The sequence below is a fragment of the Dactylosporangium vinaceum genome, assembly GCF_019904175.1.
GTDB classification, from domain to species: Bacteria; Actinomycetota; Actinomycetes; order Mycobacteriales; family Micromonosporaceae; genus Dactylosporangium; species Dactylosporangium vinaceum.
In genome coordinates, this window is the sequence record NZ_CP061913.1 from 3,308,101 (window position 1) to 3,333,286 (window position 25,186).

At 72.9% G+C, this 25,186-nt stretch carries 22 protein-coding genes and 1 pseudogene; 12 read left to right on the top strand and 11 right to left on the bottom strand.

Annotated features, from left to right (window positions below; translation table 11 throughout):
* Positions 1 to 29: 29 nt before the first annotated feature.
* From Dvina_RS14645 to Dvina_RS14655, 3 genes are all read right to left on the bottom strand, one after another.
* A complete protein-coding gene (locus Dvina_RS14645; RefSeq protein WP_223103029.1) occupies positions 30 to 1,433 on the bottom strand; it encodes a hypothetical protein in 1,404 nt (467 codons plus the stop codon).
* A gap of 123 nt (positions 1,434 to 1,556) precedes the next feature.
* Positions 1,557 to 4,250, bottom strand: coding sequence for a galactose-binding domain-containing protein (locus Dvina_RS14650; RefSeq protein WP_223103030.1), 2,694 nt, complete (start codon positions 4,248 to 4,250; stop codon positions 1,557 to 1,559).
* An 84-nt stretch (positions 4,251 to 4,334) separates the two neighbouring features.
* Positions 4,335 to 4,769 (bottom strand): GNAT family N-acetyltransferase, encoded by a 435-nt coding sequence (locus Dvina_RS14655; RefSeq protein ID WP_223103031.1) that lies wholly within the window; start codon positions 4,767 to 4,769, stop codon positions 4,335 to 4,337.
* 29 nt (positions 4,770 to 4,798) lie between these two features.
* On the opposite strand from Dvina_RS14655, the gene Dvina_RS14660 reads away from it, so the two are divergent.
* Positions 4,799 to 6,289, top strand: a complete 1,491-nt coding sequence (locus Dvina_RS14660) for a dolichyl-phosphate-mannose--protein mannosyltransferase (RefSeq protein ID WP_246656218.1) — start codon at positions 4,799 to 4,801, stop codon at positions 6,287 to 6,289.
* 10 nt (positions 6,290 to 6,299) lie between these two features.
* On the opposite strand, the gene Dvina_RS14665 is transcribed toward Dvina_RS14660, so the two are convergent.
* Positions 6,300 to 7,172 (bottom strand): LysR family transcriptional regulator, encoded by an 873-nt coding sequence (locus Dvina_RS14665; protein WP_223103032.1) that lies wholly within the window; start codon positions 7,170 to 7,172, stop codon positions 6,300 to 6,302.
* A gap of 67 nt (positions 7,173 to 7,239) precedes the next feature.
* Here Dvina_RS14665 and Dvina_RS14670 point away from each other — a divergent pair, with 67 nt between their 5' ends.
* Positions 7,240 to 8,034, top strand: coding sequence for an inositol monophosphatase family protein (locus tag Dvina_RS14670; protein WP_223103033.1), 795 nt, complete (start codon positions 7,240 to 7,242; stop codon positions 8,032 to 8,034).
* Positions 8,034 to 8,972 carry an NAD(P)-dependent oxidoreductase gene (locus Dvina_RS55180; protein ID WP_223103034.1) on the top strand — a complete coding sequence of 313 codons (939 nt, stop codon included), beginning with the start codon at positions 8,034 to 8,036 and terminating at the stop codon, positions 8,970 to 8,972. The genes Dvina_RS14670 and Dvina_RS55180 overlap by 1 nt, the downstream gene beginning before the upstream one ends.
* A gap of 148 nt (positions 8,973 to 9,120) precedes the next feature.
* Here Dvina_RS55180 and Dvina_RS14680 read toward each other — a convergent pair whose 3' ends face one another.
* The gene (locus Dvina_RS14680) at positions 9,121 to 10,365 is read right to left on the bottom strand and encodes an NYN domain-containing protein (protein WP_223103035.1); all 1,245 of its coding nucleotides are present in this window, start codon (positions 10,363 to 10,365) and stop codon (positions 9,121 to 9,123) included.
* 10 nt (positions 10,366 to 10,375) lie between these two features.
* The gene (locus tag Dvina_RS14685; RefSeq protein ID WP_223103036.1) at positions 10,376 to 10,693 is read right to left on the bottom strand and encodes a TfoX/Sxy family protein; all 318 of its coding nucleotides are present in this window, start codon (positions 10,691 to 10,693) and stop codon (positions 10,376 to 10,378) included.
* Between the two features lie 204 nt (positions 10,694 to 10,897).
* Here Dvina_RS14685 and Dvina_RS14690 point away from each other — a divergent pair, with 204 nt between their 5' ends.
* Positions 10,898 to 11,071 carry a hypothetical protein gene (locus Dvina_RS14690; RefSeq protein WP_223103037.1) on the top strand — a complete coding sequence of 58 codons (174 nt, stop codon included), beginning with the start codon at positions 10,898 to 10,900 and terminating at the stop codon, positions 11,069 to 11,071.
* 166 nt (positions 11,072 to 11,237) lie between these two features.
* Here the strand turns inward: Dvina_RS14690 and Dvina_RS14695 are convergent, their stop codons facing one another.
* Complete coding sequence (locus Dvina_RS14695) at positions 11,238 to 11,828, bottom strand: response regulator (protein WP_223105529.1); 591 nt, start codon at positions 11,826 to 11,828, stop codon at positions 11,238 to 11,240.
* A 67-nt stretch (positions 11,829 to 11,895) separates the two neighbouring features.
* Positions 11,896 to 12,990 carry a sensor histidine kinase gene (locus Dvina_RS14700; protein WP_223103038.1) on the bottom strand — a complete coding sequence of 365 codons (1,095 nt, stop codon included), beginning with the start codon at positions 12,988 to 12,990 and terminating at the stop codon, positions 11,896 to 11,898.
* Positions 12,991 to 13,098: 108 nt separating this feature from the next.
* On the opposite strand from Dvina_RS14700, the pseudogene Dvina_RS14705 reads away from it, so the two are divergent.
* Together Dvina_RS14705 and Dvina_RS14710 are read left to right on the top strand one after the other, a co-directional pair.
* Positions 13,099 to 13,797, top strand: a pseudogene (locus Dvina_RS14705) (ABC transporter ATP-binding protein); the annotation flags it as partial.
* Between the two features lie 2 nt (positions 13,798 to 13,799).
* Complete coding sequence (locus tag Dvina_RS14710) at positions 13,800 to 14,522, top strand: ABC transporter permease (RefSeq protein ID WP_223103040.1); 723 nt, start codon at positions 13,800 to 13,802, stop codon at positions 14,520 to 14,522.
* A gap of 151 nt (positions 14,523 to 14,673) precedes the next feature.
* On the opposite strand, the gene Dvina_RS14715 is transcribed toward Dvina_RS14710, so the two are convergent.
* A complete protein-coding gene (locus Dvina_RS14715; RefSeq protein ID WP_223103041.1) occupies positions 14,674 to 15,492 on the bottom strand; it encodes an ATP-binding protein in 819 nt (272 codons plus the stop codon).
* 121 nt (positions 15,493 to 15,613) lie between these two features.
* On the opposite strand from Dvina_RS14715, the gene Dvina_RS14720 reads away from it, so the two are divergent.
* The 4 genes from Dvina_RS14720 to Dvina_RS14735 all read left to right on the top strand — a co-directional run bounded on the left by Dvina_RS14720 (position 15,614) and on the right by Dvina_RS14735 (position 21,788).
* On the top strand, positions 15,614 to 16,045 hold the full coding sequence (locus Dvina_RS14720; RefSeq protein WP_223103042.1) for a response regulator transcription factor: 432 nt from the start codon (positions 15,614 to 15,616) through the stop codon (positions 16,043 to 16,045).
* Between the two features lies 1 nt (position 16,046).
* Positions 16,047 to 17,087, top strand: coding sequence for a sensor histidine kinase (locus tag Dvina_RS14725; protein ID WP_223103043.1), 1,041 nt, complete (start codon positions 16,047 to 16,049; stop codon positions 17,085 to 17,087).
* A 40-nt stretch (positions 17,088 to 17,127) separates the two neighbouring features.
* A complete protein-coding gene (locus Dvina_RS14730; protein WP_223103044.1) occupies positions 17,128 to 20,037 on the top strand; it encodes a PAS domain S-box protein in 2,910 nt (969 codons plus the stop codon).
* Positions 20,038 to 20,162: 125 nt separating this feature from the next.
* Positions 20,163 to 21,788: a glycoside hydrolase family 3 protein gene (locus Dvina_RS14735; RefSeq protein WP_223103045.1), complete on the top strand. Its 1,626-nt coding sequence runs from the start codon at positions 20,163 to 20,165 to the stop codon at positions 21,786 to 21,788.
* Between the two features lie 73 nt (positions 21,789 to 21,861).
* Here the strand turns inward: Dvina_RS14735 and Dvina_RS14740 are convergent, their stop codons facing one another.
* Both Dvina_RS14740 and zwf read right to left on the bottom strand, forming a co-directional pair.
* On the bottom strand, positions 21,862 to 22,224 hold the full coding sequence (locus Dvina_RS14740) for a hypothetical protein (RefSeq protein WP_223103046.1): 363 nt from the start codon (positions 22,222 to 22,224) through the stop codon (positions 21,862 to 21,864).
* 250 nt (positions 22,225 to 22,474) lie between these two features.
* A complete protein-coding gene (gene zwf, locus Dvina_RS14745; protein ID WP_223103047.1) occupies positions 22,475 to 23,977 on the bottom strand; it encodes a glucose-6-phosphate dehydrogenase in 1,503 nt (500 codons plus the stop codon).
* Between the two features lie 124 nt (positions 23,978 to 24,101).
* On the opposite strand from zwf, the gene Dvina_RS14750 reads away from it, so the two are divergent.
* Entirely contained in the window at positions 24,102 to 24,653 is a 552-nt protein-coding gene (locus Dvina_RS14750) for a TetR/AcrR family transcriptional regulator (protein WP_223103048.1), read from the top strand.
* Complete coding sequence (locus Dvina_RS14755) at positions 24,644 to 25,180, top strand: hypothetical protein (protein ID WP_223103049.1); 537 nt, start codon at positions 24,644 to 24,646, stop codon at positions 25,178 to 25,180. The genes Dvina_RS14750 and Dvina_RS14755 overlap by 10 nt, the downstream gene beginning before the upstream one ends.
* The last annotated feature ends 6 nt before the right edge of the window (positions 25,181 to 25,186 follow it).

Here is a 25,186-nt window from a genome sequence, read left to right on the forward strand (position 1 = left end):
ACTTGAGAGAGCGCTCTCCCGGCCCGGTCCTACTGCATCGGCATGACCCGCGCGACGCGGATCGAGGTGCTGTTCGCGCCCGCGGCCGGGTAGGCGGCGCTGCCGTCGCCGTAGGCCTTGAACGCCTGGTAGTCGTGGTCCTTCACGCCGATGCCGAACTGGGCGCCGACCGCCGACCCGCGGCCCGAGTCGTACACCTGGGCCGCCATCGCCGAGCCGGACTCCCACGCCAGCAGCATCCGGCCCGGGCCGTAGGTGACCAGGTGCGGGTGCGCGGTCTTCGCCGCCGTCTTCACCGTCGAGTCCGACGCGCCGGTGCCGAAGTGTTCGAGCCGGGCCGTGCCGCCCTGGCTCCACGCGGTCCAGTAGCCGGAGCTCGTCGCCAGGACCAGGTCGCCGCCGAACAGGGTGCCGTCGCAGGCCCCGGCGGCGACCGTGCGATACGGGTGCGGCTGGGCGATGCGGCAGCTGTTGTCGGTCGCGCAGACCATCGCGAAGTGGCTGCTGCGCGGGTCCCAGGCGATGCGGGTGCCCCAGCTGTGGCTGCAGCCGACCTCGAAGCTGTCCCGGTGGCCGGTCACCAGGGCGCCGCTGGAGTTCACGACCTGCATCCGGTCGCCCTCGTGGATGTCCACACAGGACCCGTTCTGCACGGTGATGGCGACACCGAAGTACGCGGCGTAATTGCTGCCGTCGTAGGCCAGCCGGCCGTGGTGCTGGTACCACCACACGAACCGGGCGCCGTTGTCGTAGCCGCCGAGGCCCGAGCCGAGGTTCGTGACCTGACGCTCCCACACCTGCCTGCCGCTGGTGTCGAAGCGGACCATCCACATCGTGTTGCAGGGGCTCGACTCGCCCCCGCACAGCGGGCCGGTGCGGCAGTCGCCCTTGCGGGTCACGAGCAGCACGCCGCCGTTCGCGTCGGCCGACACGTCCTGCAGGTCGATGCCGTCGAAGCTGGTCGGGGTGCCGGTGAGCCTGTCGTCGCAACCGAGCCGGCCCAGGTGCACCCGGCCGTCGGTGCCGAGCCAGGCCAGCCACGAGCCGCCGTCGGGGGTGGCGGCGATCGCCATCGGCAGCGGGTCGGTGTCACCCTCGCGGCCGTAGCCGGTGACCGCGGAGCCGACGCCGACGTCGGTCACCCGCACCACCGGCGTCGCGCTCGCGGTGCGGCCGCAGGGCCCGGTCTCCTTCGGCGGTGCGATCGGCGACCCGCTCGGGGTCGGCCCGGCGGAGGCGTCCGCGGCGGTCAGGGCCGCGGCATCGCCGTCGGACGACCGGGTCGCCGCCGCCGCCGCGTCCCGGGCGCCGGCCGGTCCGGCGCCGCCGCCGGAGGAGAAGGCGGCCACGGCGCCGACCGTCGCGGCGAGGGCCAGGCCGGCGGCGGCGGCGATCACGACGCGGCGCCGGGAAAGCTCGAAGGGGAGGCTCACGAGGGCAGATGGTAGCTTGGGAAAGCGCTTTCCGGCGGCGGAAAGCCAAACTTAAGCGAGCCGTAAACCGCCGCCGGACCTGCGCTTTCGTTGTTACTTGTCACACGGGGTGCGGGTGGCCGATCAGCCCCAGATCTGGAACTCGGCGAGCTGCGCGGCCGGCCAGCCGGTGTTCGCGGTGACCGTCACCCGCCAGTACCGGGCCGTCGCCGCGCTGAACGTGATGGTGGCCGACGGGCTGAAGGTGTAGCCCGCCGACGGCACCACTGTCGTGAACGCCGAGCCGTCGTTCGAGGCGCTCAGCGTCAGCGTCTGCGTGCGGGCGCCCCAGCCGGCCGGCAGCTGCAGGACCACCTTGGTGGCCGACCTCGCCGCGCCGAGGTCGACCTGGACCCACTGCGGGAACGCGTTGTTCGCGCTCTCCCAGTAGGTGCCCTGGTTCCCGTCGGTGACGTTGCCCGACGCGTACACCTGGTTGTGTGAGGACTCCGCGGTCGGGCGGCCCGCGGCCAGGTCGGTCGGCGCCGGTGTGCTCCCGCCCGCGGTGAACTGGAGGCTGTTGAGGTTCCAGCCGCCGGTGTCCTGCACGACCGTCAGCACCTGCCGGCCGGCCGGGAGGGTGAGCGTCGCCGTGGCCGTGCCCCACGCCTGCCACCCGCCCGTCGCGGGCAGGCTGACGGCGCCGGTGAGGTTGGCGCCGGCGGCGTCGGCGATGTGCAGCGCGCCGGTGACCGCGCTCGGGGCGGCGACGCGGGCCGACACCGTGTACTGCCCGGCGGTGGCGACGTTCACCGTGTATCGGAACCACTGGCCGGCGCCGGTCCAGCCGAGGTTGTAGCCGCCGCCGGTGTCCGATGTGGACTCCAGGTCGACACCGTCGGCCCGGTAGCCGTTCGCGGTCCCGTTGACCGACGTCACGCTGTAGGCCAGGCCCGGGCCGCCGGTGTCGTAGTGCTCGGCCTGCACGGTGCCGGGGACGGCGGCCGCAGTACCCCCGAAAGGCGCTTCGACCGGGCCGCTCCCGCCTTGCCAGCTGTTGGCGCTCAGGGTCGCGGCGAAGCCGGCGGAGTTGTTCAGGTAGGCGCTCGCCCCGCTCTTCAGGCCGGTCACCGTGTTGCCGGTGATCGTCGCCGAGCCGCTCGGCGCCGGGTAGAACGGCGGCGCGACGACCACGCCGTTGCGGCCCGGGGCGGTGACGGTGTTGTTGAGCAGCTGGGTGTTCGTCGACTGGGAGAACCCGATGCCGTCGTAGAGCGAGCCGGTGACGGTGTTGCCGGCGGCGGTGACCCGGTCGACGACGCCGACGTTCTGGCCGTCGCCGCCGTTGCCGATCTGCAGCGCCGGCTGGCCCTGGCTGTAGCCGTTGCCGCCGGAGCGGGTGACGACGTTGTTGGACACTGTCGCGCCGAGCAGGTCGCTGCCGTTGACCCCGAACCGCCCGGCGCCGAGGCCGATGTAGCGGGCGGTGTCGCTGACGGCGTTGTACTCGACGTCGTGGCCGCCGCCGCCGTAGATGCCGATGCCCTTGCCGCCCCAGGGGGCGACGATCGTGTTGCGGGTGAACGAGATGTTGGCCATCGGCGTGTAGTAGGTCCGGTTGCCGTTCGCGTCGGTGTTGTAGTTGACCGAGTTGATGGCCATGCCGTCGTCGCCGGTGCCCCGCACGAAGTTGTTGGTGGCGCTCAGGTTGTTGCCCACCGAGCTGTTGAGCGAGACGTTGTTGAGGTTGATGCCGTCGGCCCAGATGGAGGTGAGCCGGCTGTTGCGGACCTGCCCGCCGGTGCCCGACGCCCAGAAGCCCGACAGCGTGTGCTGGGTCCAGATGTCGTCGGCGACCCAGTTGGTGCCGGTGGTGTCCATGGCTCCGCCGGCGCCGTCCACAGTGGCCCGGCTGGTGGCGTTGGAGTCGATGTGGAAGTCCCGGACCGTGCACGACGTGAGGTCCATGACGGCGCCGAGCGGCTGCGGGTTGGGCAGCGGCACCGCCCGGTAGATCGTGCTGTACCACGGACCCGCGCCGGCGATGGTGATGCCTGTCGCGTGCAGGCCGGCGGTGCCCTTCAGGTAGAAGGTGCCGCTCGGGATCCACAGCACCTTGTTCTGGGCCTGCGCCTGGTTGATGCAGGTCTGGATGGGGCCGGTGCTGTCCACGTCCGGGCTGTCCGCGGCGCCGCAGCTGGTGATCGAGATCGAGCCGGCCGGCTGGCTGACCGGGGCCGGGTTCTCCACGTCGACGACGTCGATGTCGTAGAAGGCGGCGGTGTCGGCGGCGTCCTTCTGCAGCGCGAACGTGGCGCCGGGGGCGATCGGCGCGGTGAACGCCCGGGCCTCGTCCCAGAACACGCGGGGGTTGCCGTCGGCCGGGTTCTGGTCGGCGCTGTCGTTGTAATGGTTGTTGCCCTCGTACACCCAGGACTGCTTCGACGTGAGGCTGAGCGCCTGCCGGTACCCCCCGTCGACGTACAGGCTCAGGCTCGCGGTGATCCCGCCGCCGGCCGCCGAGTCGGGGATGCTGGCCCGGACCACTATCGCGCTGATCGGCCGGCCGGTCGTGTTGGTCCAGGTCACCCGCTGGCCGGCCGCGGCGAGGTGGACGTACGCGTGCCCGGACGCCTCAAGGGCGGCGCTCGAGTACTGGGTCGCCGGGGCCGCGGTCAGCGCGACGGTGCTCGCCCCGCCGCCGAGCGCGCCGGCCTCGGCCTCATAGCTGGTGAACGGCGTGGTCGCCCCGGCGGTGGCGGCGTGCGCGGGCGGGGCGGCGATGACGAGCGCCGCGCCGGCCAGGAGGGCGACGGCGAGGAGTGATGAACGGGCCATGGGAGTCCTCTCTGCAACTCACGCATGTAGCGGCATGCGCAAGTATTTGCAGAGAACACTCTCCAAGCTGACGAGTCAAGGGTGCTATTTTTCGTAGGAAAATACGATCATGTCCAGCATGGGGATGCCGTGCTCGACGATCGGAGGGTCGATGTAGGCGAAGTAGTCCCGCTCCACCCGCAGCATCCGGAACCCGCACCGCTGGTAGAACGCGATGTTGTCGAGCGACGAGTTCGCCGTGCCCACGACGAGTCCGCCCGGGTTCGCGCGCTTCAGCTCGTCGAGGATCTGCCGGCCGTACCCCCGCCGCCTGTGCTCCTCGACGATGGCGATGTAGACGATCTCGCCCTCGCGGACGACGGCCGCCCCGACCAGGAGCCCGTCACTGCTTGCGGCGTAGGCGACCGACAGCGGGTCCCGCAGCACCGCGCGGATGCGGTCGTCGCCCTCCTCGGCGTCGCGCAGGACCGGGATCAGGGGCTCGGTTTCGGCAGACGCCACGACGACCAGCTCGAACATCGGCTCAGTCTGGCGCCTACTATCGGGCGGTGACCACCGGATTTCGCGGCGACGCGGCCCTCGGCAGCGCGCGGCGGCGGCTCGGCTGGCCGGGCCGGTTCCCGAGATCCTTCTGGCTCGCGACGCTGCTGATCGGCGGCATCGCCCTCGCCCTGCGCCTGGTCAACCTGGCCCACCCGCCGGGTGTCATGTTCGACGAGGTGTACTACGCCAACGAGGCGCAGGACCTCCTCCAGCACGGCGTCGAGTGGGTCCCGGAGTCCGGGCAGGCCGAGTACGTCGTCCACCCGCCGCTGGGCAAGTGGATGATCGCGGTGGGGGAGCAGCTGTTCGGGTACAACTCGTTCGGCTGGCGCATCATGGCGGTCCTCGTCGGCGTCGCCGCGATCGTCCTGCTCATGGCCGCGGCGTGGCGGCTGTTCCGCTCCACCCTCCTCGCCGCCGCGGCCGGCCTGCTCGTCGCGCTGGACGGCATGCACTTCGTGCTGTCGCGGATGGCGCTGCTCGACATCTTCCTCATGTTCTGGGTGGTGCTGGCGTTCTACCTGCTGGTGCTGGACCGGGAGCAGCGGCGGGCCCGGTGGCTCGCGGTGGTCGAGTCCGGCGGCGACACGCTGCGGCCGCGGCTCGGGATTCCCTGGTACCGCATCGGCTGGGCGGTCGCCATCGGGCTCGCGTGCGGCGTCAAATGGAGCGGGCTGTGGTACCTGCTGCTGTTCGTCGCGGCCGCCGCGGTCTTCGACATGGGGGCCTGCCGCAGCGCCGGGGTGCGCCACTGGTTCGCCGCGAGCCTGGTGCCGGTCATCGGCTGGGGCTTCGCGATCCTCGGCATCGCCCTGTTCGCGTACATCAACGTGTGGTGGGGCTGGTTCCTCAGCGACGACGGCTACTTCCGCCACTGGTATGCCGCCACCCACAACCTGCCCCACGACCGGTTCATCGACCCGCTGGTGAACCTGATCCACTACCACGACACCGCCTATGCGTTCCATACGACGCTGGACAAGCCGCACCGGTACCAGTCGTGGCCCTGGCAGTGGCTCCTGCTCGGCCGCCCGGTCGCCATCTACTGGGACCCCGGCGTGTCCTGCTCCGCGGACCGCTGCACCGCCGAGGTCCTGCTGCTCGGCACGCCGGTGCTGTGGTGGTCGTTCCTGCCCGCCCTGGCCGCCCTGACCTGGCTGGCGATCGCCCGCCGCGACGGGCGGGCCTGGCTCGTGCTGGCCGCGGCCCTCGCCGGGATCGTGCCGTGGTTCCAGTCGATGCCGGAGCACCGCACGATGTTCTACTTCTACGCCCTGCCGGCCGAGCCCTTCCTGGTGCTCGCGGTGGTCTACGTGCTCGGCGCCCTGCTCGGCGCGCCCCACGCCCGCCGCCGGTTCGCCGGATCCATGATCTTCGGCGGGTACGTCCTGGCTGTGGCCCTGTGCTTCGCGTACTTCTACCCCATCTATTCGGCGACGGCGATCCCGTACACCGCCTGGCTGGACCGGCTCTGGCTGGGCAACCGCTGGGCGTGAGAGCCCGTCCTCACAGCGCCGTCCGGGCGGCGATGAGCTGCCGCAGCCACGCGTGGGCGCGGTCGGTGTCGTTGCGCTGATGCCACCGCAGGATGATCGGCACCGGCGGCGCCTCCACGGGCAGCGGCACCACCCGCATCCCGTGCCGGGCCACGGCGTCGGCGGTCATCCGGGCCGGCACCGCGACCACCGCCCCGATCGCCGCGGCCAGCCCCAGCGCCGCCTCCACGGTGGGCGCCGACGCGACGGTGCGCCGCTGGACCACGTCGTCGAGCGGGTCCCGCAGCCGCCCCCGCCGCGACACGATGATGTGCGGGACCGCGCCGAACCGCTTGCGCGACAGCGTCTTTGCGGCCCAGCCCGCCGGAATCGCCAGCACCCGCTCGTCGTGCCCGAGCACCTCCCAGCGGATCTCCGGCCGCTGCGGCTCATCGGCGCCCATCTCGAAGTCGACCCGCCCGTGGCGCAGATCGCTGGTGTCGGCGCCGGACTCGCCCAGGAACCGCAGCCGCACCCCTGGCGCTTCGGCGCAGACCGCCCGCAGCAGCGCCGGCCCGACAGCCGCGGTGATCCCGTCGTGGAACCGCAGCGTGAACGTCCGCTCCAGCGTCGCCGGCGCCACCTCGGCATCGGGCGCGAGCAGCGACTGTGCCTCCCGCACCACCCGGTGCACATCGGCCTGCACCCGCAGCGCATAGGGCGTGGCCGTCATCGTCCGCCCGGTCCGCACCAGTATCGCGTCACCGGTGGCCCGCCGAATCCGCCCCAGCGTCCTGCTCATCGCGGGCGGCGACAGCCGCAGCCGCTGCGCCGCGCCGAGCACGCTGCCCTCTTCGAGCAGCGCGTCGAGGGCGGTCAGCAGGTTGAGGTCGAGTGAGTGCATGGGGGTAACTGTATGGCTAGCAAAGATGCATTTGCCGCAACGCTGGGGGCTGGCTTGACTTGGGGGCATGGAGCTGACCCCGGTAATCGACGTAGCCCGCGACTTCGGCCACCGCCTGCTGCACCAGCACTGGAGCCCGTCGAACCGCCTGACTGACCGCACCGCCATGCGAGCCGCCGCCACCGCCCTTGACGAGTCGATCCACGCACCGTTGCGCGCAGCACTGTCGGCGCTGCGTCCGGGGGCCTGCTGGGTCGAGGAGCCGGACGAGCGCACACCGCTTGACGAGGGGGAGTGGTGGGCGGTCGACGAGGTGGAGGGCGCCGTGAACCTGCTGCACGGCCGCCCGGAATGGTGCATCAGCATCGCGCTGCTGCGCGCCGGCTCCCCAGCCCTGGCCGTGATCTACGAACCGGTGCCGGACCGCCTGTTCACCGCCGTCGCCGGCGCCGGCGCCCACCTGCACACACCCGCCACCGCGCGGCCCAGTGTGTTGAACATTTCCCCCAAATTGGACTTTTCGGATGCAATCGTCGAGACGAGCCAGGTGGGCGACGAGCCGGAGGAGCTGCAATCCCGGATAGGCAACGCAATCGGCAAGCTGATGTCTCGCGCCCTGCTGGTCCGAACCACGATCCCAACGACGTTCCCGCTGCTCGCCGTGGCCACCGGCCGCTCGGACGTTTTCTGGCAGTTCGCCCCGGCCACCACCGGAGTAGCCGCCGCCACCTTGATCGCCACCGAAGCCGGCGCCCAGGCGTCGGACCTGACCGGCACCCCCTGGCGCCCAGGCGCACCATCGCTGCTGGTCACCCCGCCGGCGTTGCACGAGCCCGCCCTGAAGGCACTGGCCGACCTCTGATGCCGACAATCACGATCTTGGGCGCAACGGGCGGCACGGGCCGCGAACTGATCCGCCAGGCCCTGTCCCGCGGCCACAGGGTCCGAGCCGTAGCCCGCACCCCGTCCCGCCTGACCAGCGACCCCTACCTGCCCGCCGACCACCCCGACCTGACGGTGATCACCGCCGACGTGCTGGACCCGGCCGCCCTCAAGCGGGCCTTGGACGGCGCCGAGATCATCGTCTCGGCTCTCGGCATCACGAGCGGCGGCCCCTCGGCCGCGCCCGGCCCGAGCGGCCCGGGCATGGGCGTCGTGCGCCCAGGATTTACGGGCGGCGGGGTCTTGGGCGCGTCGGGCCTCGGCGTCAACGGCGGCGAGGCCGCGGTCGTGGCCGGCTCGGACGGTACTGGCGGCCCGGGCGTCTCGGGCAGCGAGGCCGCGGTTGTGGCGGGCTCGGACGGTATTGGCGGCGCTGGCGGTACCGGCGGCCTAGGCGTCTCGGGCGTCTCGGGCGGCCTGGGCGTCTCGGGCGGCGAGGCCGCGGGGGTGGCGGGGCTGGGCCTCGCGGGCGGTGTGGCCCTGGGGGTCCTGGCCGCCGGCGCCCGGGGTGCGGCTGCGTCGGGTGCGCGGGTGGTCTGGCTGTCTGCGCTGGGGGTCGGCCCGTCGGCGGCTGCGGCGGGGTTCCTGACCCGGGCGCTGCTGGGCGTCTTCATGCGCAAGGAGCTTCCCGACCGGGTGGCGGCCGCGGAGACGGTGCTGGCGGCGGGCGGGACGGTTGTGCACGCGGGTCCGTTGAGCGATGGCCCGCTCTCTGCGAGCCGCCGCATCCTGACCCTGTCTGAGCTGCCGCGGAGCCTGTTTCCCGCGCGTGTGAGTCGGGCGACGGTGGCGGCTGCGATGCTTGACGAGGTCGAGTCGGGGCGGTTCATGGGGCGGCCTGTTGTCGTCGTTTCGTGAGCATTCCAGCAGTGCGGTGCATGTGCAGCCGGGTCAAGTTGCGTGGTGGCGGCCCCGCGCGTTTTCCCTGCCTCAGCTTACCATCACCCGCCTAACTGATCACGGACGTCGATTCGCTCGGTTGACGCTCGATTACGAGCCGTAGCGACTAGACCGTCTCGCCCAGCCAGGTGCGGACGGCTGAGGCTTCGTCCTCGGTGAAGGGGATCTGGGCGGCCTCGGCGCGGCTCAGGACGTTGTTGACGAAGGCTGAGGCGATCTCGGCGGGGGTCGGTGGGGGCTGGCGGTGCAGGGGGTAGCCGCCGAAGGACGTGCCGCGGACCACGAAGGCCACGGCGCCGCGGCTCACCGGGACGCCGTTGTCGCGCAGGCGGTCGCGGGACCAGCTCGTGCACTGGGTGAGGTTGAAGCGGTGCTCGTGGGCGTACGCGGAGAGCGTCTCGTAGATCGACGGCCACCACGCCCGGGGGAGGCGGGGCAGGCTCAGCTGGTCGGCCAGGCGCTCGACGGGCTCCGGCAGGACGGTCCGCGGGGTGCCGGGCGAGGCCGGTTCGGGCGCCTCGTGGCGGCTGTCGTCCCACAGCAGGTGCTGCGACATGTGCAGGTTCGGCAGCTCGAGCGTCTCCAGGGCGCGGGCGAATGAGCCGAAGCCGAACCAGTTGCTGGTGCCGACGACCGGGCCGAGCTCGCTGCGCAGGCGGTAGGCGAGGGCGGCCATGTTGAGCGGGGTGTCGGCGGCCTCGTAGTCGGCGGTGACGATGGCCCGGAACTGCTCGTACGCCTCGTCGGGCACGAAGTCCGGGGAGTTGCCGGCGCCGTTGTCGAAGTCGTCCAGGTCCACTGGCTCGCCCTGGACCAGGGCGAGGAGCTGCTGGCTGTCCAGGAGCTGGTCGGCGATGGCGGTGAACGCCTCGGCGGCGTCGGCCGGGGAGACGATCATCGTGCGGCGGTCGGCGCGGCGCAGGCGCTGCAGGAGCGGGGTCATGTCGGAGTCGCCGGACGCGATGACGAACTCCTCGTAGCGGGTCTCGTCGGCCAGGGCGTCGACCGCGTCCACGACGATGCGGATGTCGGCCGCGTTCTTCGTGGCGTTGTAGCGCGGGCAGTCGATGACCTCGAACCCGGCGCGCACGAAAGAAGGGCGGAAGCGGGAGAAGTACAGCCGCGTCGGCTCTCCGTTCGTGTCGCGGGAATTCACCCAACCGGCGGGGTTGAGGTAGCACCGGAGGATGAGCCAGCGCCGGGGGCCCTCCGGGGTCAGGGTCGTGGCCAGGCGGTGCAGCCAGAGCCCGGGCTCGGTGGCGAACTGCACGGCGACCTCGGGATCGAGCTTGAACAGCCCGCTGAACACGTTGTCGAAGTCGAGAAAGAATGCCGTGCGTACGTGCCCCATCCCGGGAACCCTACTTCGGTGGGAGAGTCGCCACGAACCCGGAGGCGGCGGCGATCCAGCGGTCGAGGTCCGGGTCGTCGAGCTGGTCGCCGGCGACCACGACCCAGCCGCGCATCGGACGGCCCGGGCCATCGAACTGTGTGACGCCGGGGCGGCCCAGGGCGTCACCGGCGGCTTCGGGCCCCAGGCGGACGAGGAGGTCGTCGCCCAACACGCCGACGGTCAGATTGCCGTTGGTGAGAAACGCCACGCCGCCGAACATGCGCTTGGCGGCCGCGGTGGGCAGCCGCTCGCGGACGCGCTCGGCCAGTACCTCGTCGTACGCCACGTGTGCCATGCTAGGCCCGCTTCAGGATGGGTCTGTACGGTGCTCGCGTACGGCCCGAGCTGAGTGAACGGTCGTGAATGCAAGCTCCATGTGTTGCTATCGTTCTGCCCGCACGACGCGTCAGTGCGATGCAGCAACTTCACTGAGCGTCATAGAACGGCTACGCTGAATGCCCGGCGTCCTGATGGGGAGGAAACGGCGACCATGCCTAAAAAAATTCTCAGATGGGGTGGCCTGGCGTTCCTGGTGTTCTTCATCGCGTACCGCCCGCAGTCCGCGGCCAATGCGGTGAGCGCCATCGGCGGCGGGCTCCTCGACATCGCCAACGGCTTCGGCGACTTCTTCGCCAGCCTGGGCAGCAGCATCGGCGGCAGCTGACCGATCGGCGCCCGCTTTCGCGAGGGGTGCACACGGATTTTTCGCGGCGGGTGCACACGGTGCCCCGCCGCGAGGCATCTGCTCTTCCGGTCCGGTGCTCGCTCAGGCGGCGCCTCTTCCGGTCCGTGCTCCCTCAGGCGGCGCCTCTTTCCGGTCCGGTGCTCCCTCAGGCGGCGTCGTGGACGAGCAGCGCGATCTGCACCCGGTTGTTGAGGGCGAGCTTGGCCAGCAGGCGCGACACGTGCGCCTTGACGGTCGGGACGCTCATCGCCAGGGCGGCGGCGATCTCGGCATTCGATCGGCCCTGGCCGACGGCCTCGGCGACCTCGCGTTCGCGGCCGGTCAGCCGGGTCAGGCGGGTGCGGGCGTCCGCGCGGCGGGCGGCGGCGGCCGGGTCGGCGACGTGGTTGATGAGCCGGCGGGTCACGGCGGGGGACAGCATCGCCTCGCCGGCCGCGACGGTCCGCACCGCGTGCAGGATGTCGCGCGGGGCGGTGTCCTTGAGCAGGAAGCCGCCGGCGCCGGCCCGCAGCGCCCGCAGCACGTAGTCGTCGGCGTCGAACGTGGTCAGCACGATGATCTGCGGTGCCCGCGGCCGGGCCCGGAGCCGCTCGGTGGCGACCAGGCCGTCGACCCGGGGCATGCGGATGTCCATCAGGATGACGTCGGGCGCGTGGGCGTCGGTCAGCGTGATCGCCTCGCCCCCGTCGGCGCCCTCGGCGACCACCTCGATGTCGCCGGCGCCCCGCATCACCATCACCAGACCGGCCCGCACGAACGGGTCGTCGTCGACGATCGCCAGCCGGATCGGCCGCGTTGCCGATTCACTCACGGCGGTTCACCGCCCACGGAAGCCAGGCCGCTAAACGAAACCTTCCCCGGTCCGGGCCGTGCTGGAGCCAGCCGCCCGCCAGCTCGACCCGTTCGGCGAGCCCGATCAGGCCCAGCCCGGAGCCCGGAACGGTGCTGGGTGCCCCGAGCGGGTTGCTGATCTCGATGCTGATGCCGTCATCGGGGGCACCGGACAACGACACGCTGCTGCGGGTACCCGGGGCATGCTTACGCGCATTGGTCAGCCCCTCCTGGATGATCCGGTAGACCGTGCGCCCCACCGTCGCGTCGAGCGAGTCGGCCTCGCGCACCTCATTGCGGTAGTCGGCCGACGTCACCAGGTCCGGGACGTCGACGAGGGTGGGCTGCGGGCGCTCGACCCCCTCGAATGACGAGGTGTCGCGCAGCACCCCGATGACGGTGCGCAGCTCACCGAGCGCGGCGTGGGCGTTGGTGCGGATGACGGCGGCGGCGGTGGCGATCTCGTCCGGGTCGGCGTCGGTGCGCAGTTCCAGGACGCCCGCGTGCAGGCTGACCAGGGACAGCCGGTGCGCGAGGACGTCGTGCATCTCGCGCGCGATCCTGGCCCGCTCGGTCAGCCGGGCCTGGTCGACCAGGGAGGACAGGAGGCGGCGCTGGGCCCCGGCGAACAGTCCCCAGCCGAGCGCGCCGGTGATGATCCCGCCCCGCACGATCAGGTCGACCGCGAGGGGGTGGCGGGGGTCCACCTGCAGCCCGAAGTACATGAGCACCGAGATGACGTTGTCGGCGGCGATCAACACCGCCTGCCGGGCCGGCCGGTGGACCGCCACCGCATACACGGACACGGCCAGGGCGGGCGTCACGGACCCCGAGACCGCGCCCAGCGGCAACAGCAGGAGGGCGACGATGATCGGGTTGCGGTGGCGATACCACACCAGCAGGCTCCCGGCCGTCCCCACCGCGGCGTCGGCGGCCCAGCTCACGGCCGGCACCGCACCGTGGCGGGCCCAGCCGGCGTCGCCGAAGCGCAGCAGCAGCGCCCCCAGGGCGAGGCACGCGACCACGCAGACCACGTCGGCCAGGCGGTGGCGGCGGGTGCTGGACATGCCCGAAGGTTACGACGTTGCGGCTGGGTGCGGGACCGACCAAAGTCGGGGGTGCGCCGCTACCGAGGACGGATGCCCGCCCCGACGGTCACCGCGCAAGCTGGGCGCATGATCGAGGTCGAAGAGCTTTGGCGGTGGTACTCCGGCCGCCCCGTCGTGGCCGCCGCCTCCTTCCGGTGCGAACCGGGGACGGTCACAGGGTTCCTGGGGCCGAACGGGGCCGGCAAGTCCACGACGCTGCGGATGCTCTGCGGGTTGACGCGCCCGTCACGGGGGCGGGCGAAGATCTGCGGGGTGCCGTACCGCGCACTGGGCAACCCCGGCCGCCGGTGCGGCGTGCTCCTCGACGCGGGCGCGCAGCACGGCGGCCGGACCGGGCGGGAGACGCTGATCCTGGCCGCACGGATCATGGGGGTGCCGAAGGCGCGGGTCGACGCGGTCCTGGAGCGGGTCGGCCTGGCCGGCCCGGCGGCCCGGCAGCGGGTCGGCACCTACTCGCTCGGCATGCGCCAGCGCCTCGGCGTCGGGCAGGCCCTGCTCGGCGCGCCCGAGGTCCTGATCCTGGACGAGCCCGCGAACGGCCTGGACCCCGAAGGCATCCGCTGGATGCGGCGCCTGCTGCGGGATCATGCGGACGCCGGCGGCACGGTCCTGCTCTCCTCGCACCTCCTCGCCGAGGTCGAGCGGATCGCGGACCGGCTGGTCGTCATCGCCGGCGGCCGCATCGTGGCCCAGGGCACCCGGTCCGAGCTGGCCGGGCCCGGCGACCTGGAAGACGAGTTCCTGCGACTGACCGGAGAGGCGGCGCGATGAGCCTGGTCCTTGTCGAACTGCGCAAGACCGTTGACACCCGGGCCGGGCGATGGCTGCTGGCCGCGGTCGCGGCCCTGGCCGTGGCCGCGCCGGTGGTGCAGGGCGGGCGTACCTTTCCGGAGGCGGCCGCCGCGGCCCAGCTGCCGGTGTCGATCCTGCTGCCGGTCCTGGCGGTGCTGTCGGTGACGAGCGAGTGGTCGCAGCGCACGGGATTGACCACGTTCGCGCTCGTCCCGGACCGGTGGCGGGTCGTGCTCGCCAAGCTGGCCGCCGTCACCGTCCTCGGGCTGGCCGCGGCCGGGTTCGCGCTGACCGCCGCCGCGCTGACCGCCGGGGGTGCCGACCTCGCCGGTCTCGCCGACGCGGCCGGTCCCGCCGACGCGGCCGGTCCCGCCGACGCGGCCGTCGCGGGGCAGCTCGCGCTCGTCGACGTGGCCACGATGCTGTGCGGATTCGGGTTCGGGCTGCTGCTGCTCGGGTCGGCGGGGGCGGTGGCCGCGTACTACGTCGTGCCCATCGGCTGGGCCGCGGCCGGACGGCTCGTTCCCGCCCTCGAACCGGCGGCCCGCTGGCTGGACCTGAGCCGCACCCGGGCGCCGCTCGACGCGCCCGGGGTGACCGCCGCGGAGTGGGTGCGGTTCGGCGCCTCGGCGGCCGTCTGGGTCGCGCTGCCGGTCCTGCTCGGCCTGCTCCGTGCCACCCGCGCCGAGATCCGCTGACGCCGCGCACCGACCCGCGTCCGGGTCCAGGTCGGGGTCCGGGTCTGGGTGCAGGGTGGCCCGAGAAGGCGCGCGGTGCAGCGGTGCAGCGGTGCAGCGGTGCAGCGGTGCAGGAGGTTGCTGGGTGCCGGTCCCGGTCTGGCGGGCGGGGTCAGCCGCGTGGGGATCGGCTGAAGGCTCGGCGGCGCAGGACGATGTGGGACGGGTCGTCCGGTGGGGCGGATGGCAGTGTCACGGTGACGGTGACGCCGGTGTCGTCGGCGGTCGCGGCTATGGTGCCGCCGTGGTGGGCGACGACTGCGTGGGCCACGGCCAGGCCCAGGCCCGGTCCCTCCAGGTCAGCCAGGGCCGGGGCGGCGCACAGGCAGCGGTCGTACAGGGCCAGCTGCTCCCCGGCCGCCGGGCCGCCGGGCGGGCACGTCACCACCAGGTGGGTCGCTGCCGGAACCGGCACAGCAGGAGCCGGGTGCGTGGCAACGGCAGAGGCGGCCGGGTGCGGGGAAACGGGAGAGGCGGCCGGGTTCGTGGAAGCGGCCAGGCGGACGGTGCCGTCCCGCGGGGCGAGATCGATGGCGGTGCCCAGCAGCTCGGCCAGGGCCCGCTGCAGGTGCCGCGGATCGGCCAGCAGCGTCACGTCATCCGCCACGGCCACGTCGATGGCCACCCCGGCGACCCGGGCCCTGGTGGCGACCTCCGCCGCGACCCGGACCGCGAGCGGGGCCAGGCGGGTCGGTTCGACGGCGAGGCCGAAGGTGCCGTCGCCGATGCCGGTGAGCACGATGAGGGCCTCGATCGTCGCGTACACCTTGCCGGCGCACAGGTCGATCAGGCTCGCCATGCGCTGCTGCTGGTCGGTGAGCTCGCCCGCGCGGCCGGTGGCCAGCAGCTCGCTGTACCCGCGGATCGAGGTCAGCGGCGTGCGCAGCTCGTGCGCGGCGAGCTGGAGCAGCTCGGCCTGGGCGGGTGGCATGGAGGGGTCTTCCTGGGAGCGGAGCGGCACATCGGGGCTATCCCGCCGAACGTAGCATCTGGATCATGGGGGTTCGGTACCGTCGGACGGAAAGCAACCGACCCCGACGGGCTGGAGTGGGATGGCAACTGTGCTGCTGGCCGAGGACGACGCGGGCGTGCGGGAGCTGCTGGAGTACATGCTCGACGGCGCCGGGCACACGGTGCTCGCCTGCGGTGACGGCGACTCGGCGCTCCGGCTCGCGCTGGAGCACCGGCCCGGTGTCGCCGTGCTCGACGTCGGCCTGCCCGGGCTGAGCGGGCTGCAGGTCTGCGCGGCGCTGCGGGACGCACCCGCGACCGCGGACCTGCCCGTCCTGCTGGTCACCGCGCTCGGCGGGCCCGCCGACGTGGCCGGTGGGTTCGCGGCAGGCGCCACCGACTACCTGGTGAAGCCGTTCAGCGCCGGGGACCTCCTCGCCCGCGTCGACGCGTTCCTCGGCACTCGCGCCGCCGATCACGAGAGCGGGCCGAGCCGGCCGCGGTCGGCGCCGCCGGTGGCGAGCCGGGCCTGACGTGGGCACCACCGTCGGGCTCACGATCGCCGAGGTCCTCGACGTCCTCGATGTCGGCGTCGCCGTCGCCGGGCCCGACGGGCGGCTGGCCCAGGTCAACCGGGCCCTGCCCGGACTGCTGGGATGCAGCGCGGCCGAGGTGCGGCCGGACGTACCCGTCGAGGAGCTGGCGGCGGCTCTTGCCGACCGCGGCGACCACCCGGCCGCCGCCGTCCTCGCCTGGCCCCCGGTCGAGCACCCGCACCAGCTGCGCCTCGCCGGCGGGCGCAGCGTCCAGGCCGTGTGGCACCGTCTCGACGCCGCCTGGGTGCTCGTCGTGCGGGACGTCACGCTGCAGGCCCAGATCCGCCGGCGCCTGCGGGAGCACAACCGGGCCCTGGCCGAGAAGGTCGCCGAGAAGACCGAGCTCGTCGCCGCGCTGTGCCACGAGCTGCGCACACCACTGACGTCGACAAGCACCGTGCTGGAACTGCTTCCGGACATCTCGGGGGTACCCGACCTGCCCGACCTGCTCGACGTCGTGCGCCGCAACGCAGCCCGCATCGGCGACGTCGTCACCGAACTGTCGACGCTCAACGCCCTGGAGCAGGGTGCGGTCGCCCTCGACGTCCGCCCCGTCGACCTCGGCTCCCTGCTCGCGGACGCGGTCGCCGCCTGGAACACGCGGGCCGCCCCGGCCCCGCCCGTCACGCTGTCGGTCGACGACCCCGCCCGGCTCACCATCACCGCCGACCCGGTGTGGCTGGAGTCGCTCGCCGAGCGACTGCTCTCCGTCGCCGTGGCGTCGGCCGGTGACACGCCGGTCCACGTCACCGCGCGGGCGGCCGGCGACGGCTGGCTCGTGCGAGTACCCCTCCATGAGCAGCTGACAAGCAATCGACTGTTCACGGCGACCGGCGGAGCCCGCACGTCCACGGCCCTCATGCTGGCCCGCGCGGTCGTCGCCCGCCACGGCGGCACCCTGCGCGTCGCCAGCGCCGACGGGGGCGGCGCGGTCGAGGTCCACCTCCCGAAGGAAGCCCCCCACGGGCCGCACCGTTAAACCGCTCAGGCCGGGGCGGTCCGCTGCCGATGAGGGTGGTGTGTTCCTCGGTCTGCTCGCGCGGCTCGACGGGGAGTCGCGCGCACGGCTGCTCGCCGAGGCGTTCGAGCGCAGCGCCATCGCCAAGGCGGTGGCGACGACCGCCGGTGAGCTGGTCGAGGTCAACAACGCCTTCTGCGGGCTGACCGGGTATCGCCGCGACGAGCTCGTCGGCCGGCCGATCGCGATGCTGCTGCCCCGCGACGAGCCGTTCGACGGCTTCGGGGACCTCGAATGCGAGCGGCGCATCGTGCGGCGCGACGGTACCCGCGGCTGGATCCTGACCCGGGTGCTGCCGGTGCGGGGCAGCGGGTACGTGGTGCTGGAGTCCGTCGAGAGCGACGAGCACCACGACCTGACCGACCGGGTCGCCCGCTCCGTGGACGAGGCCCGGGGGCTGCGCACCACGATCGCCATCCAGCGGGAGATCGCGGCGGCGGCCGGCGACCGCGAGCTGCTGGTGACCCTCGCCGCCGAGCGGGCCCTGCAGGTGCTGCCCACCGGCGACGGCGCGGCCGTGCACCTCCTCGACGCCACCGGCGAGGCGATCCCGATCGTCGCCGCGGCCGGGTACGCCCCGCCGTGGGACGCTCGGCGCGAGGTAACGCTGACCGGCACGATGGTCGGGCTGGCCGTCGCCACCCGCTCGACGCTGCGCTGCGACGACACCGCGACCGACCCGCGAGCCCTCGCCGAGGCGGGCCGGGCCGACGACGTCCGCTCGGTCGTCATCGCGCCGCTGCTGCGCCCCGACGGCCCGATTGGCGTCCTGACCGTCATCGCCCGCGAGGCCCACGCGTTCGGCGAGGCCGACGAGCAGCAGCTGACCCTCCTCGCCGACGCCGTCGCCGGGGCCCTGCGCCACGCCGAACACACCGAGCGCAACCGGGAGCTGCTCTTCGAGGCGACCGAGGCCAACGCCGCCCTCGCCCGGCAGCGGGCCGCCGCCCTGGCCGCCGTCCAGCGCCTCGAACAGAGCGAGGGACGGTTCGCGGAGGTCTTCGACCACAGCCCGCTGGCCAAGGTGGTGCTCGGGCTGCGGGGCGCGGACTACGGCCGGATCCTCCTGGCGAACCCGGCCTTCAGCGAGCTGATCGGATCGGAGCCGGCGGCGATCCCCGGCGTGCCGTTGGGTGACCTCGTCGCGATGCCGCGGCCCGACTACGACGCCGCGCTGGCCTCCCTCGCCGCCGGTGAGCGGCACCGCTCCACCCGGGAGGTGGTGCTGCGGCGGCGCGACGGTGCGCAGGTGAACGTGGCCGCGCACACCTCCGTCATCAGCGACCAGGCGGGCCCGGCTGCCGCGGTCGTCCAGCTGCTCGACGTCACCCGGGAGCGGGCCGCGGCGCTCGCCCTGGCCCGCAGCGAGGAGCAGTTCCGCACCGCGTTCTCCGGCAGCCCGCTCGGCCTGGTCCTGTGCGACGAGGACGACGTGTTCCGGCAGGCCAACCCGGCCGCGGCCGACCTGATCGGGCGCAGCGCCGGTGAGCTGGCCGGGCTGCGGTACACCGACGTCACCGACCCCGGCGACCTGGCCACCGCCGCGGACGCGCGGACCGGGCTGCGCACGGGCGGGCAGGTGCGGTACGACCAGAGGATTCTGCGCCCCGACGGCCGGATCGTGTGGGCCCGCGTGACGCTGTCGCTGGTGCCGGGCCCGGCCGGCGAGCCGTGGCGGCTGATGCAGCTGGAGGACATCGCGGCCGAGCGGGCGGCGGCGATGGCCGCGGAGCGCGAGCACCGCCGCCTCCAGCACACCCTGAGCGTCCAGCGGGAGCTCATCGCGGTCGCGGCCGACCGTGACGCCGCCCTGCACGTGGTGGCCGAGCGCGCCGTCGAGCTGTTCCCGGCGGCCGACGGCGCCGCGGTCGAGCTCGCCGAGGATGCGTACCTGGTGTACGCCGCGACCGCCGGCACTTTGGCCGGAGCGCTCGGCACCCGGGTCCGCATCGACGCCTCCCTCAGCGGCGCTGCGATGACCGCCGACGCGACAGCGCACTGCCGCAACGCCGCCCGCGACCCGCGCGTCGACCGCGAGGCGTGCGCCCGGCTCGGCATCGCCGCGATGCTCGTCGTCCCGCTGCACGCCGACGACTCGGTGATCGGCGTGCTCAAGGTCAGCTCCCGCCACCCGGACGTCTTCGACGAGGCCGACGAGCAGCAGCTGGCCCTGCTCGCCGAGGCCCTCGCCTCCGCGCTGCGCCACGCCGACGACGCCGCCGCGCTCGCGGCCCGCAACGCCGAGCTCGAAGAGGCCGACCGGCTGAAGCGGGACCTGATCGGCATGCTCGGCCACGAGCTCGGCAACCCCCTGGCGGCGATCCTCGGCTACACCGAGATCGCCTCCGACACCTGGTCGACCCTGAGCGAGGGCATGCGCACGAAGGTCGTCGACGGCATCACCCGCCAGGCCCGCCGCCTCGACGCCATCGTGCAGGAGGTCCTCACGATGGTCCGCAGCGAGGCCGGCAACCTGCACGCCCGCCGCGCCCCGACCCCGCTGCGGGCCCAGATCGCGCTGGCCCTGGCCGATACGGGCGCCGACGGCACCCCCGTCGCGGGCCCCGACGCCACCGCGCTCGTGGACGCCGGGCAGCTGCAGCAGATCCTCACGAACCTGCTGAGCAACGCGGCGAAGTACGGCGGCGGACCCACCGCGGTCCGCATCACCCCCGACGGCGAGCGGGTGCGCATCGCCGTCGAGGACCGCGGCCCGGGCGTGCCGCCGGAGTTCCGCGACCGGCTGTTCGAACGCCTGGCCCGGGCCGACCGCGACGCGGCGAAGGTGCGCGGGACGGGCCTCGGCCTGTACATCGTGCGGAACCTGGCCCGCGCCAACGGCGCCGACGTGCACTACACGCCGAACCCGGACGGCGGCTCGGTGTTCGTGGTCGACCTGGAAGCGGCCTGATCGCGCCGCTTGATTCCTGGCATCGATGAGTGTCTTATTGGTACATGTTGCGGCGGTCTCTGGTTGTTTGCTCCGTTCTTGCGCTCGCGGTGACCGGCCTGCCCTCGGCGGCCTCGGCTGCTCCCGTGACCGCGGCCGACCCGCTGGCCGGGATGACGCTGCCGGAGAAGGTCGGGCAGCTGTTCGTCGGCTACGTGTACGGCGACAGCGCAACGACCGCCTCGGCCAGCAACACGGCGAAGTACGGCGTCGCGACCGGCGCCGAGGTCGTGGCCCGCTACCACCTCGGCGGCGTCATCTACTTCACGTGGAGCGGCAACCTCGCCAACCCCGCCCAGATCGCCGGCCTGTCCAACGGCCTGCAGGCGGCGGCCCGGGCCGACACCGGCATCCCGCTGCAGATCAGCACCGACCAGGAGGGCGGCATCGTCAACCGGATCGGCGCCCCGCTGGCCGTGTCGCCCGGCAACATGGCGATCGGCGCCACCCAGGACCCGCGGGGCGCCCTGCGTGCGGCCGAGGTCAGCGGCACCGAACTCCTCCAGCTCGGCATCAACGTCGTCGACGCCCCGGTCGTCGACGTCAACACCAACCCCCGCAACGCCGCCGACGGCCCCCGCGCGTTCGGCGACCGCACCGCCCCGGTGTCCCTCTTCGGCGCGGCCGCTGTCGCCGGCTACCGCCTGGCCGGCATAGGCGCCCAGGCCAAACACTTCCCCGGCCTGGGCGACACGACAGTCAACACCGACAACGGCGTCGCCGTCACCAACGAGACCCGCGACCAGATCCTGACCACCCACATCCCCCCGTTCCAGGCCGCGATCGCCGCCGGCGTCCCCAGCATCATGGCCGCCCACATCGTCGCCCCCGCCCTGGACCCGACCGGCACCCCCGCCAGCCTGTCCCGCCCGATCGTCACCGACCTGCTCCGCCACCGGCTCCACTACGACGGCGTCGTGATCACCGACGCCCTGGACGCCGCCGCCCTGGCCGCCATCCCGGGCGACCAGATCGTGCTGCGCGCCATCGACGCCGGCGTGGACCAGCTCCTGATGCCGGCCGACCCGCCGGCCGCCATCCAGGCCGTGCTCGACGCCGTCGCGTCGGGCCGCCTGTCCGAGGCGCGGATCGACCAGTCGGTACGCCGCATCCTGCGCATGAAGCAGGAGCTGGGCCTGTTCAAGTGGCACCCCGCACCGGCCGCACCGGCGGTGGGCACCCCCGCCGACGCCGCGACCATGTCGACGATCGCGGCGAAGTCCATCACGAAGCTGCGCGGCACCGGCCTCCCGGTGACTCCCGGCGCGCACGTGCTCGTGACCGGCTGGGGCGTGAGCACCACCCAGAACCTCGCGGACGCCCTGAACGCCCGCGGGGTCGTGGCCGGCCGCCTGTGGACGGGTTCGCCTTCGCCCGCGCTTATCGCGCAGGCGGTGGCGGCGGCGCAGGCCGCGGATGCCACGGTGGTGACGACGAACAACGCGTGGTCGGACCCGACCCAGGTGGCGCTTGTCCAGGCGCTGCTGGCGACGGGGAAGCCGGTCGTGGTGGTGGCGGTGGGCGGGCCGTACGACATCGCGTACTTCCCGGCGGCGCCCGCGTATCTGGCCGCCTACGACTACCAGCCGGTCTCGGTGCTCGCCGTGGCCGACGTGCTGACGGGCCGCGCGCCGACCCCGGGCCGCCTCCCGGTCACGATCCACAATCCGGAGGGGACAACGGTGCTGTACCCGTACGGCAGCGGCTCCTGAACCCGTGGCTTCGTGTGATTGGAAGCGCCTGATGATCTAGAACTTGTCCAGTGCGTCGATGCGGTGCGGTTGTTCAGCGTGACGGGTCCGGCGGCGGTGGAACATGACTGAGCGGTGGGTCGGCGTGCCCCTGGACGACGCCGGCGTCGTCTGTCACCTCCACGTCGATCACTCCGCCGTGGACCAGGACCACGATCGACGGGAACGCCATGTCCATCGGCTCGCCTCGCACCTCGACCGAGTAGGTGACGATCTCGATCTGAATCTCCAGTTCCCTCGCAGCCGCGATCCACCATCGAGTTTGCGGCGGTATGCAGTAGTCGAAACGACGAGGCTCAGGTCGAGTGTCAGCGAAATGCTCGGTGAACTGGTACGGCTCGACCCATAGTTGCAGCGGGCGCTCGCCGGCGTTGCGGATGGGCAGCTTGGTGGTCATCGTCAAATGATGCTGCCGCCGGCTGCCGCGAGTCAGGTGGCTTCGGCTTCAATGTGGGTGCGGCGGTCGCGCCCGCCGCCGCGTGTGTGCGAGTGCGGCGACGGGCGTGACAGGCCGTGGTGTGATGCCCGGCCCCGCGTGGCCGGGCGCCCGCAGGCGCGGCTCGTGCGGGGGGTGTGGGTGGAGGCGAAGCCTTCCCCACGGATGGGGAGATACAGCCTTCCCCACAAACAAGGAGCTGGCGATACAGCTACGCGACCGTGTTGCGCCAGGCTCGGCCGCTGCGTTCGATGAGGCGGTTCGCGTCGGTCGGGCCCCAGGAGGCGGCCTCGTAGGTGGGGATCGGGCTCGGGTCCTGGGCCCAGCGTTCGATGATCGGGTCGACGATGCGCCAGCACTGTTCGACCTCGTCCGAGCGGATGAACAGCGTGGTGTCGCCGATCAGGGCGTCCAGCAGCAGGCGCTCATAGGCTTCCGGGGACTCCTCGCGGAACGTCTTGTCGTAGGAGAAGTCCATGCTCGCCGAGCGCACGCGGAAGGAGTGGCCGGGGACCTTGGCGCCGAAGCGCAGGGCGATGCCCTCGTCGGGCTGGATGCGCAGGATCAGGGCGTCGGCCTGGAGTTCGGTGAGCTGGGAGTCGGGGATGGGCAGGTGCGGCGGGCGCTGGAACTGCAGGGCCACCTCGGTCACCCGGCTGGGCAAGCGCTTTCCCGTACGTACGTAAAACGGGACGCCCTTCCAGCGCCAGTTGTCGACGTCCAGGCGGAGGGCGGCGTAGGTCTCGGTGCGGGAGAGGGGGTCGACGCCGGGCTCGTCGCGGTAGCCGGGCATGAGCTCCTCGCGGGTGCCGCCCCGGGTGTACTGGCCCCGGACCGCGATGTCGTCGATGTCGCGGCCGCGGGGGAGGCGGATCGCCTGGAGGAGCTTGACCTTCTCGTTGCGCACCGCCTCGGCGGCGAACGAGGCGGGCGGCTCCATCAGGGCGAGCGCGAGGACCTGCAGCACGTGGTTCTGCACGATGTCGCGCATCGCGCCGGCGTGCTCGTAGAAGCTGCCGCGGGTACCCACGCCAAGGGTTTCGGCGACGGTGATCTGCACGTGGTCGACCCATGTGCGGTCCCAGATGGGCTGGAAGATGGAGTTCGCGAAGCGCAGTGCGAGCACATTCTGGACGGTGTCCTTGCCCAGGTAGTGGTCGATGCGGAAGACCTGCGACTCGTCGAAGGAGGCGTGCACGGTCTGGTCGAGCTGCTTGGCGCTGCGCTCGTCGTGGCCGTAGGGCTTCTCGATGACCAGGCGGGCGAAGGAGCCCTCGCGCGCGTGGTTGAGGCCCGCGCCGGCGAGCCCGTTGATGACCAGCGGGAAGGCCTCTGCGGGCGTCGACAGGTAGAAGATCCGGTTGCCGCTGGTGCCCCGCTGCTCGTCGAGCTCGTCGAGGAGCGCGGCGAGGTTCTTGTACGTCTCGGGGTCGTCGTAGCCGCCGGCGATGTAGCGCACGGCTCCGGCCAGCTGCGGCATGCCGGCCAGGCCGCGCTCGCCGAGCACGTTGTGGATGAACTGCTCGTCGTCCATCGGCGTGCGGGCGACGCCCACGACCGCGAACCGCTCTGTGAGCCGGTTGTGCCGGGCCAGGCTCTCGATCGCTGGGATCAGCTTGCGGCGGGTGAGGTCGCCGGAGGCGCCGAAGATCACCACCGTGGCCGGCGGGGCGTGCCGGTTGTCGGATTCCTGCAGGATCGTCTCGCTGGACATGGGGAGTGCCTTTCGTCGGACTGCCGCCGTGACACTACGAGTCAACACCCGGCAGCAACGATTCCGGAACGTGACCGGCGTCTCTGCGCGGCCCGGCTAAAGCCTAGTCAGTAGGTTTGGCGGCATGGGACGACCCGCTCGGCACGACGCCGACAGCCTGTTGGACGCGGCCGTGCGCCTGGTCGGGGCCGGCGGCCCCAAGGCGCTCACGATGGCGGCGGTGGCGCGGGAGGCGGGCGGGCCGAGCGGGTCGGTGTACCACCGGTTCGCCGGGCGGCCGTCACTCGCCGCGGCGCTGTGGCTGCGCACGGTGGAGCGGTTTCAGGCCGGGTTCTTCGCGGCGCTGGCCTCCGGGCGCCCGGCGGCCGCGGCCCGGCACGTGGTGGCCTGGTGCCGGGCGCATCCGGGGGAGGCGGGGGTGCTGCTGTACCGGGCCGACGACTTCGACCGCGAGCACTGGAGCGACGGGGAGCGGGCCGCCCTCGACGCGATGAACGAGCGGGCGTTCGCCGCGCTGCGCGACCTCGGCGGGGATCGGGACAAGGTCGTGCTCGCGCTCGTCGACCTGCCGTCGGCCCTGGTCCGGCGGCACCTGCGGGCCGGGGGCGAGATCCCGGCCCGGGCCGAGGAGCTCGCGGAGGAGACGGCGGTGCTAATTTTAGAGACATGTCTCTAAAAGTGTGGGGTACCCGTCCGGAGGAGACCGCCCTCGCGTTCGGCGGCGACGCGGTGGTCCCCGGCCGCGCGGCGTACTACCGGGCCGTCGACGTGCACGCCCCGGCCTCCGTCGCGTTCCGGCGGCTGTGCCAGCTGCGGGTCGCGCCGTACAGCTACGACTGGATCGACAACCGGGGCCGGCGCAGCCCGCGCGCGCTGACGCCGGGCGTCGAGGACCTCGCGACTGGGCAGCGCTGGATGACGATCTTCACGCTCATCGCGTTCGTGCCGGGGGAGCAGCTCACGTTCCGCATCACCAGGCGTGACGGCCGGGCGCTGTTCGGCGACATCGTGGTCACCTATGTGCTGCGCGAGCTGGGGCCGCGGCACTGCCGCCTCGTCGCCAAGCTGCACCTGCCCGAGCCGCGCGGCCTCCTGGAAGCGGCGACCCGCCCGCTGCTGTGCGCCGGGGACCTGGTCATGATGCGCCGCCAGCTGCGCAACCTGGCCGCGCTGGCCCGGGAAGACGATCAAGGACAGGTTTGATCTTCA

Coding starts and splice junctions, on each gene's coding strand:
- zwf (WP_223103047.1), bottom strand. CDS start 23,977: ATGTCCAGCGAGACGATCCTGCAGGAATCCGACAACCGGCACGCCCCG.
- Dvina_RS14690 (WP_223103037.1), top strand. CDS start 10,898: ATGCCTAAAAAAATTCTCAGATGGGGTGGCCTGGCGTTCCTGGTGTTC.
- Dvina_RS14700 (WP_223103038.1), bottom strand. CDS start 12,990: ATGTCCAGCACCCGCCGCCACCGCCTGGCCGACGTGGTCTGCGTGGTC.
- Dvina_RS14755 (WP_223103049.1), top strand. CDS start 24,644: ATGTCTCTAAAAGTGTGGGGTACCCGTCCGGAGGAGACCGCCCTCGCG.
- Dvina_RS14710 (WP_223103040.1), top strand. CDS start 13,800: ATGAGCCTGGTCCTTGTCGAACTGCGCAAGACCGTTGACACCCGGGCC.
- Dvina_RS14680 (WP_223103035.1), bottom strand. CDS start 10,365: ATGGGGCACGTACGCACGGCATTCTTTCTCGACTTCGACAACGTGTTC.
- Dvina_RS14670 (WP_223103033.1), top strand. CDS start 7,240: ATGGAGCTGACCCCGGTAATCGACGTAGCCCGCGACTTCGGCCACCGC.
- Dvina_RS14715 (WP_223103041.1), bottom strand. CDS start 15,492: ATGCCACCCGCCCAGGCCGAGCTGCTCCAGCTCGCCGCGCACGAGCTG.
- Dvina_RS14665 (WP_223103032.1), bottom strand. CDS start 7,172: ATGCACTCACTCGACCTCAACCTGCTGACCGCCCTCGACGCGCTGCTC.
- Dvina_RS14655 (WP_223103031.1), bottom strand. CDS start 4,769: ATGTTCGAGCTGGTCGTCGTGGCGTCTGCCGAAACCGAGCCCCTGATC.
- Dvina_RS14695 (WP_223105529.1), bottom strand. CDS start 11,828: ATGGTGATGCGGGGCGCCGGCGACATCGAGGTGGTCGCCGAGGGCGCC.
- Dvina_RS14750 (WP_223103048.1), top strand. CDS start 24,102: ATGGGACGACCCGCTCGGCACGACGCCGACAGCCTGTTGGACGCGGCC.
- Dvina_RS14650 (WP_223103030.1), bottom strand. CDS start 4,250: ATGGCCCGTTCATCACTCCTCGCCGTCGCCCTCCTGGCCGGCGCGGCG.
- Dvina_RS14740 (WP_223103046.1), bottom strand. CDS start 22,224: ATGACCACCAAGCTGCCCATCCGCAACGCCGGCGAGCGCCCGCTGCAA.
- Dvina_RS14720 (WP_223103042.1), top strand. CDS start 15,614: ATGGCAACTGTGCTGCTGGCCGAGGACGACGCGGGCGTGCGGGAGCTG.
- Dvina_RS55180 (WP_223103034.1), top strand. CDS start 8,034: ATGCCGACAATCACGATCTTGGGCGCAACGGGCGGCACGGGCCGCGAA.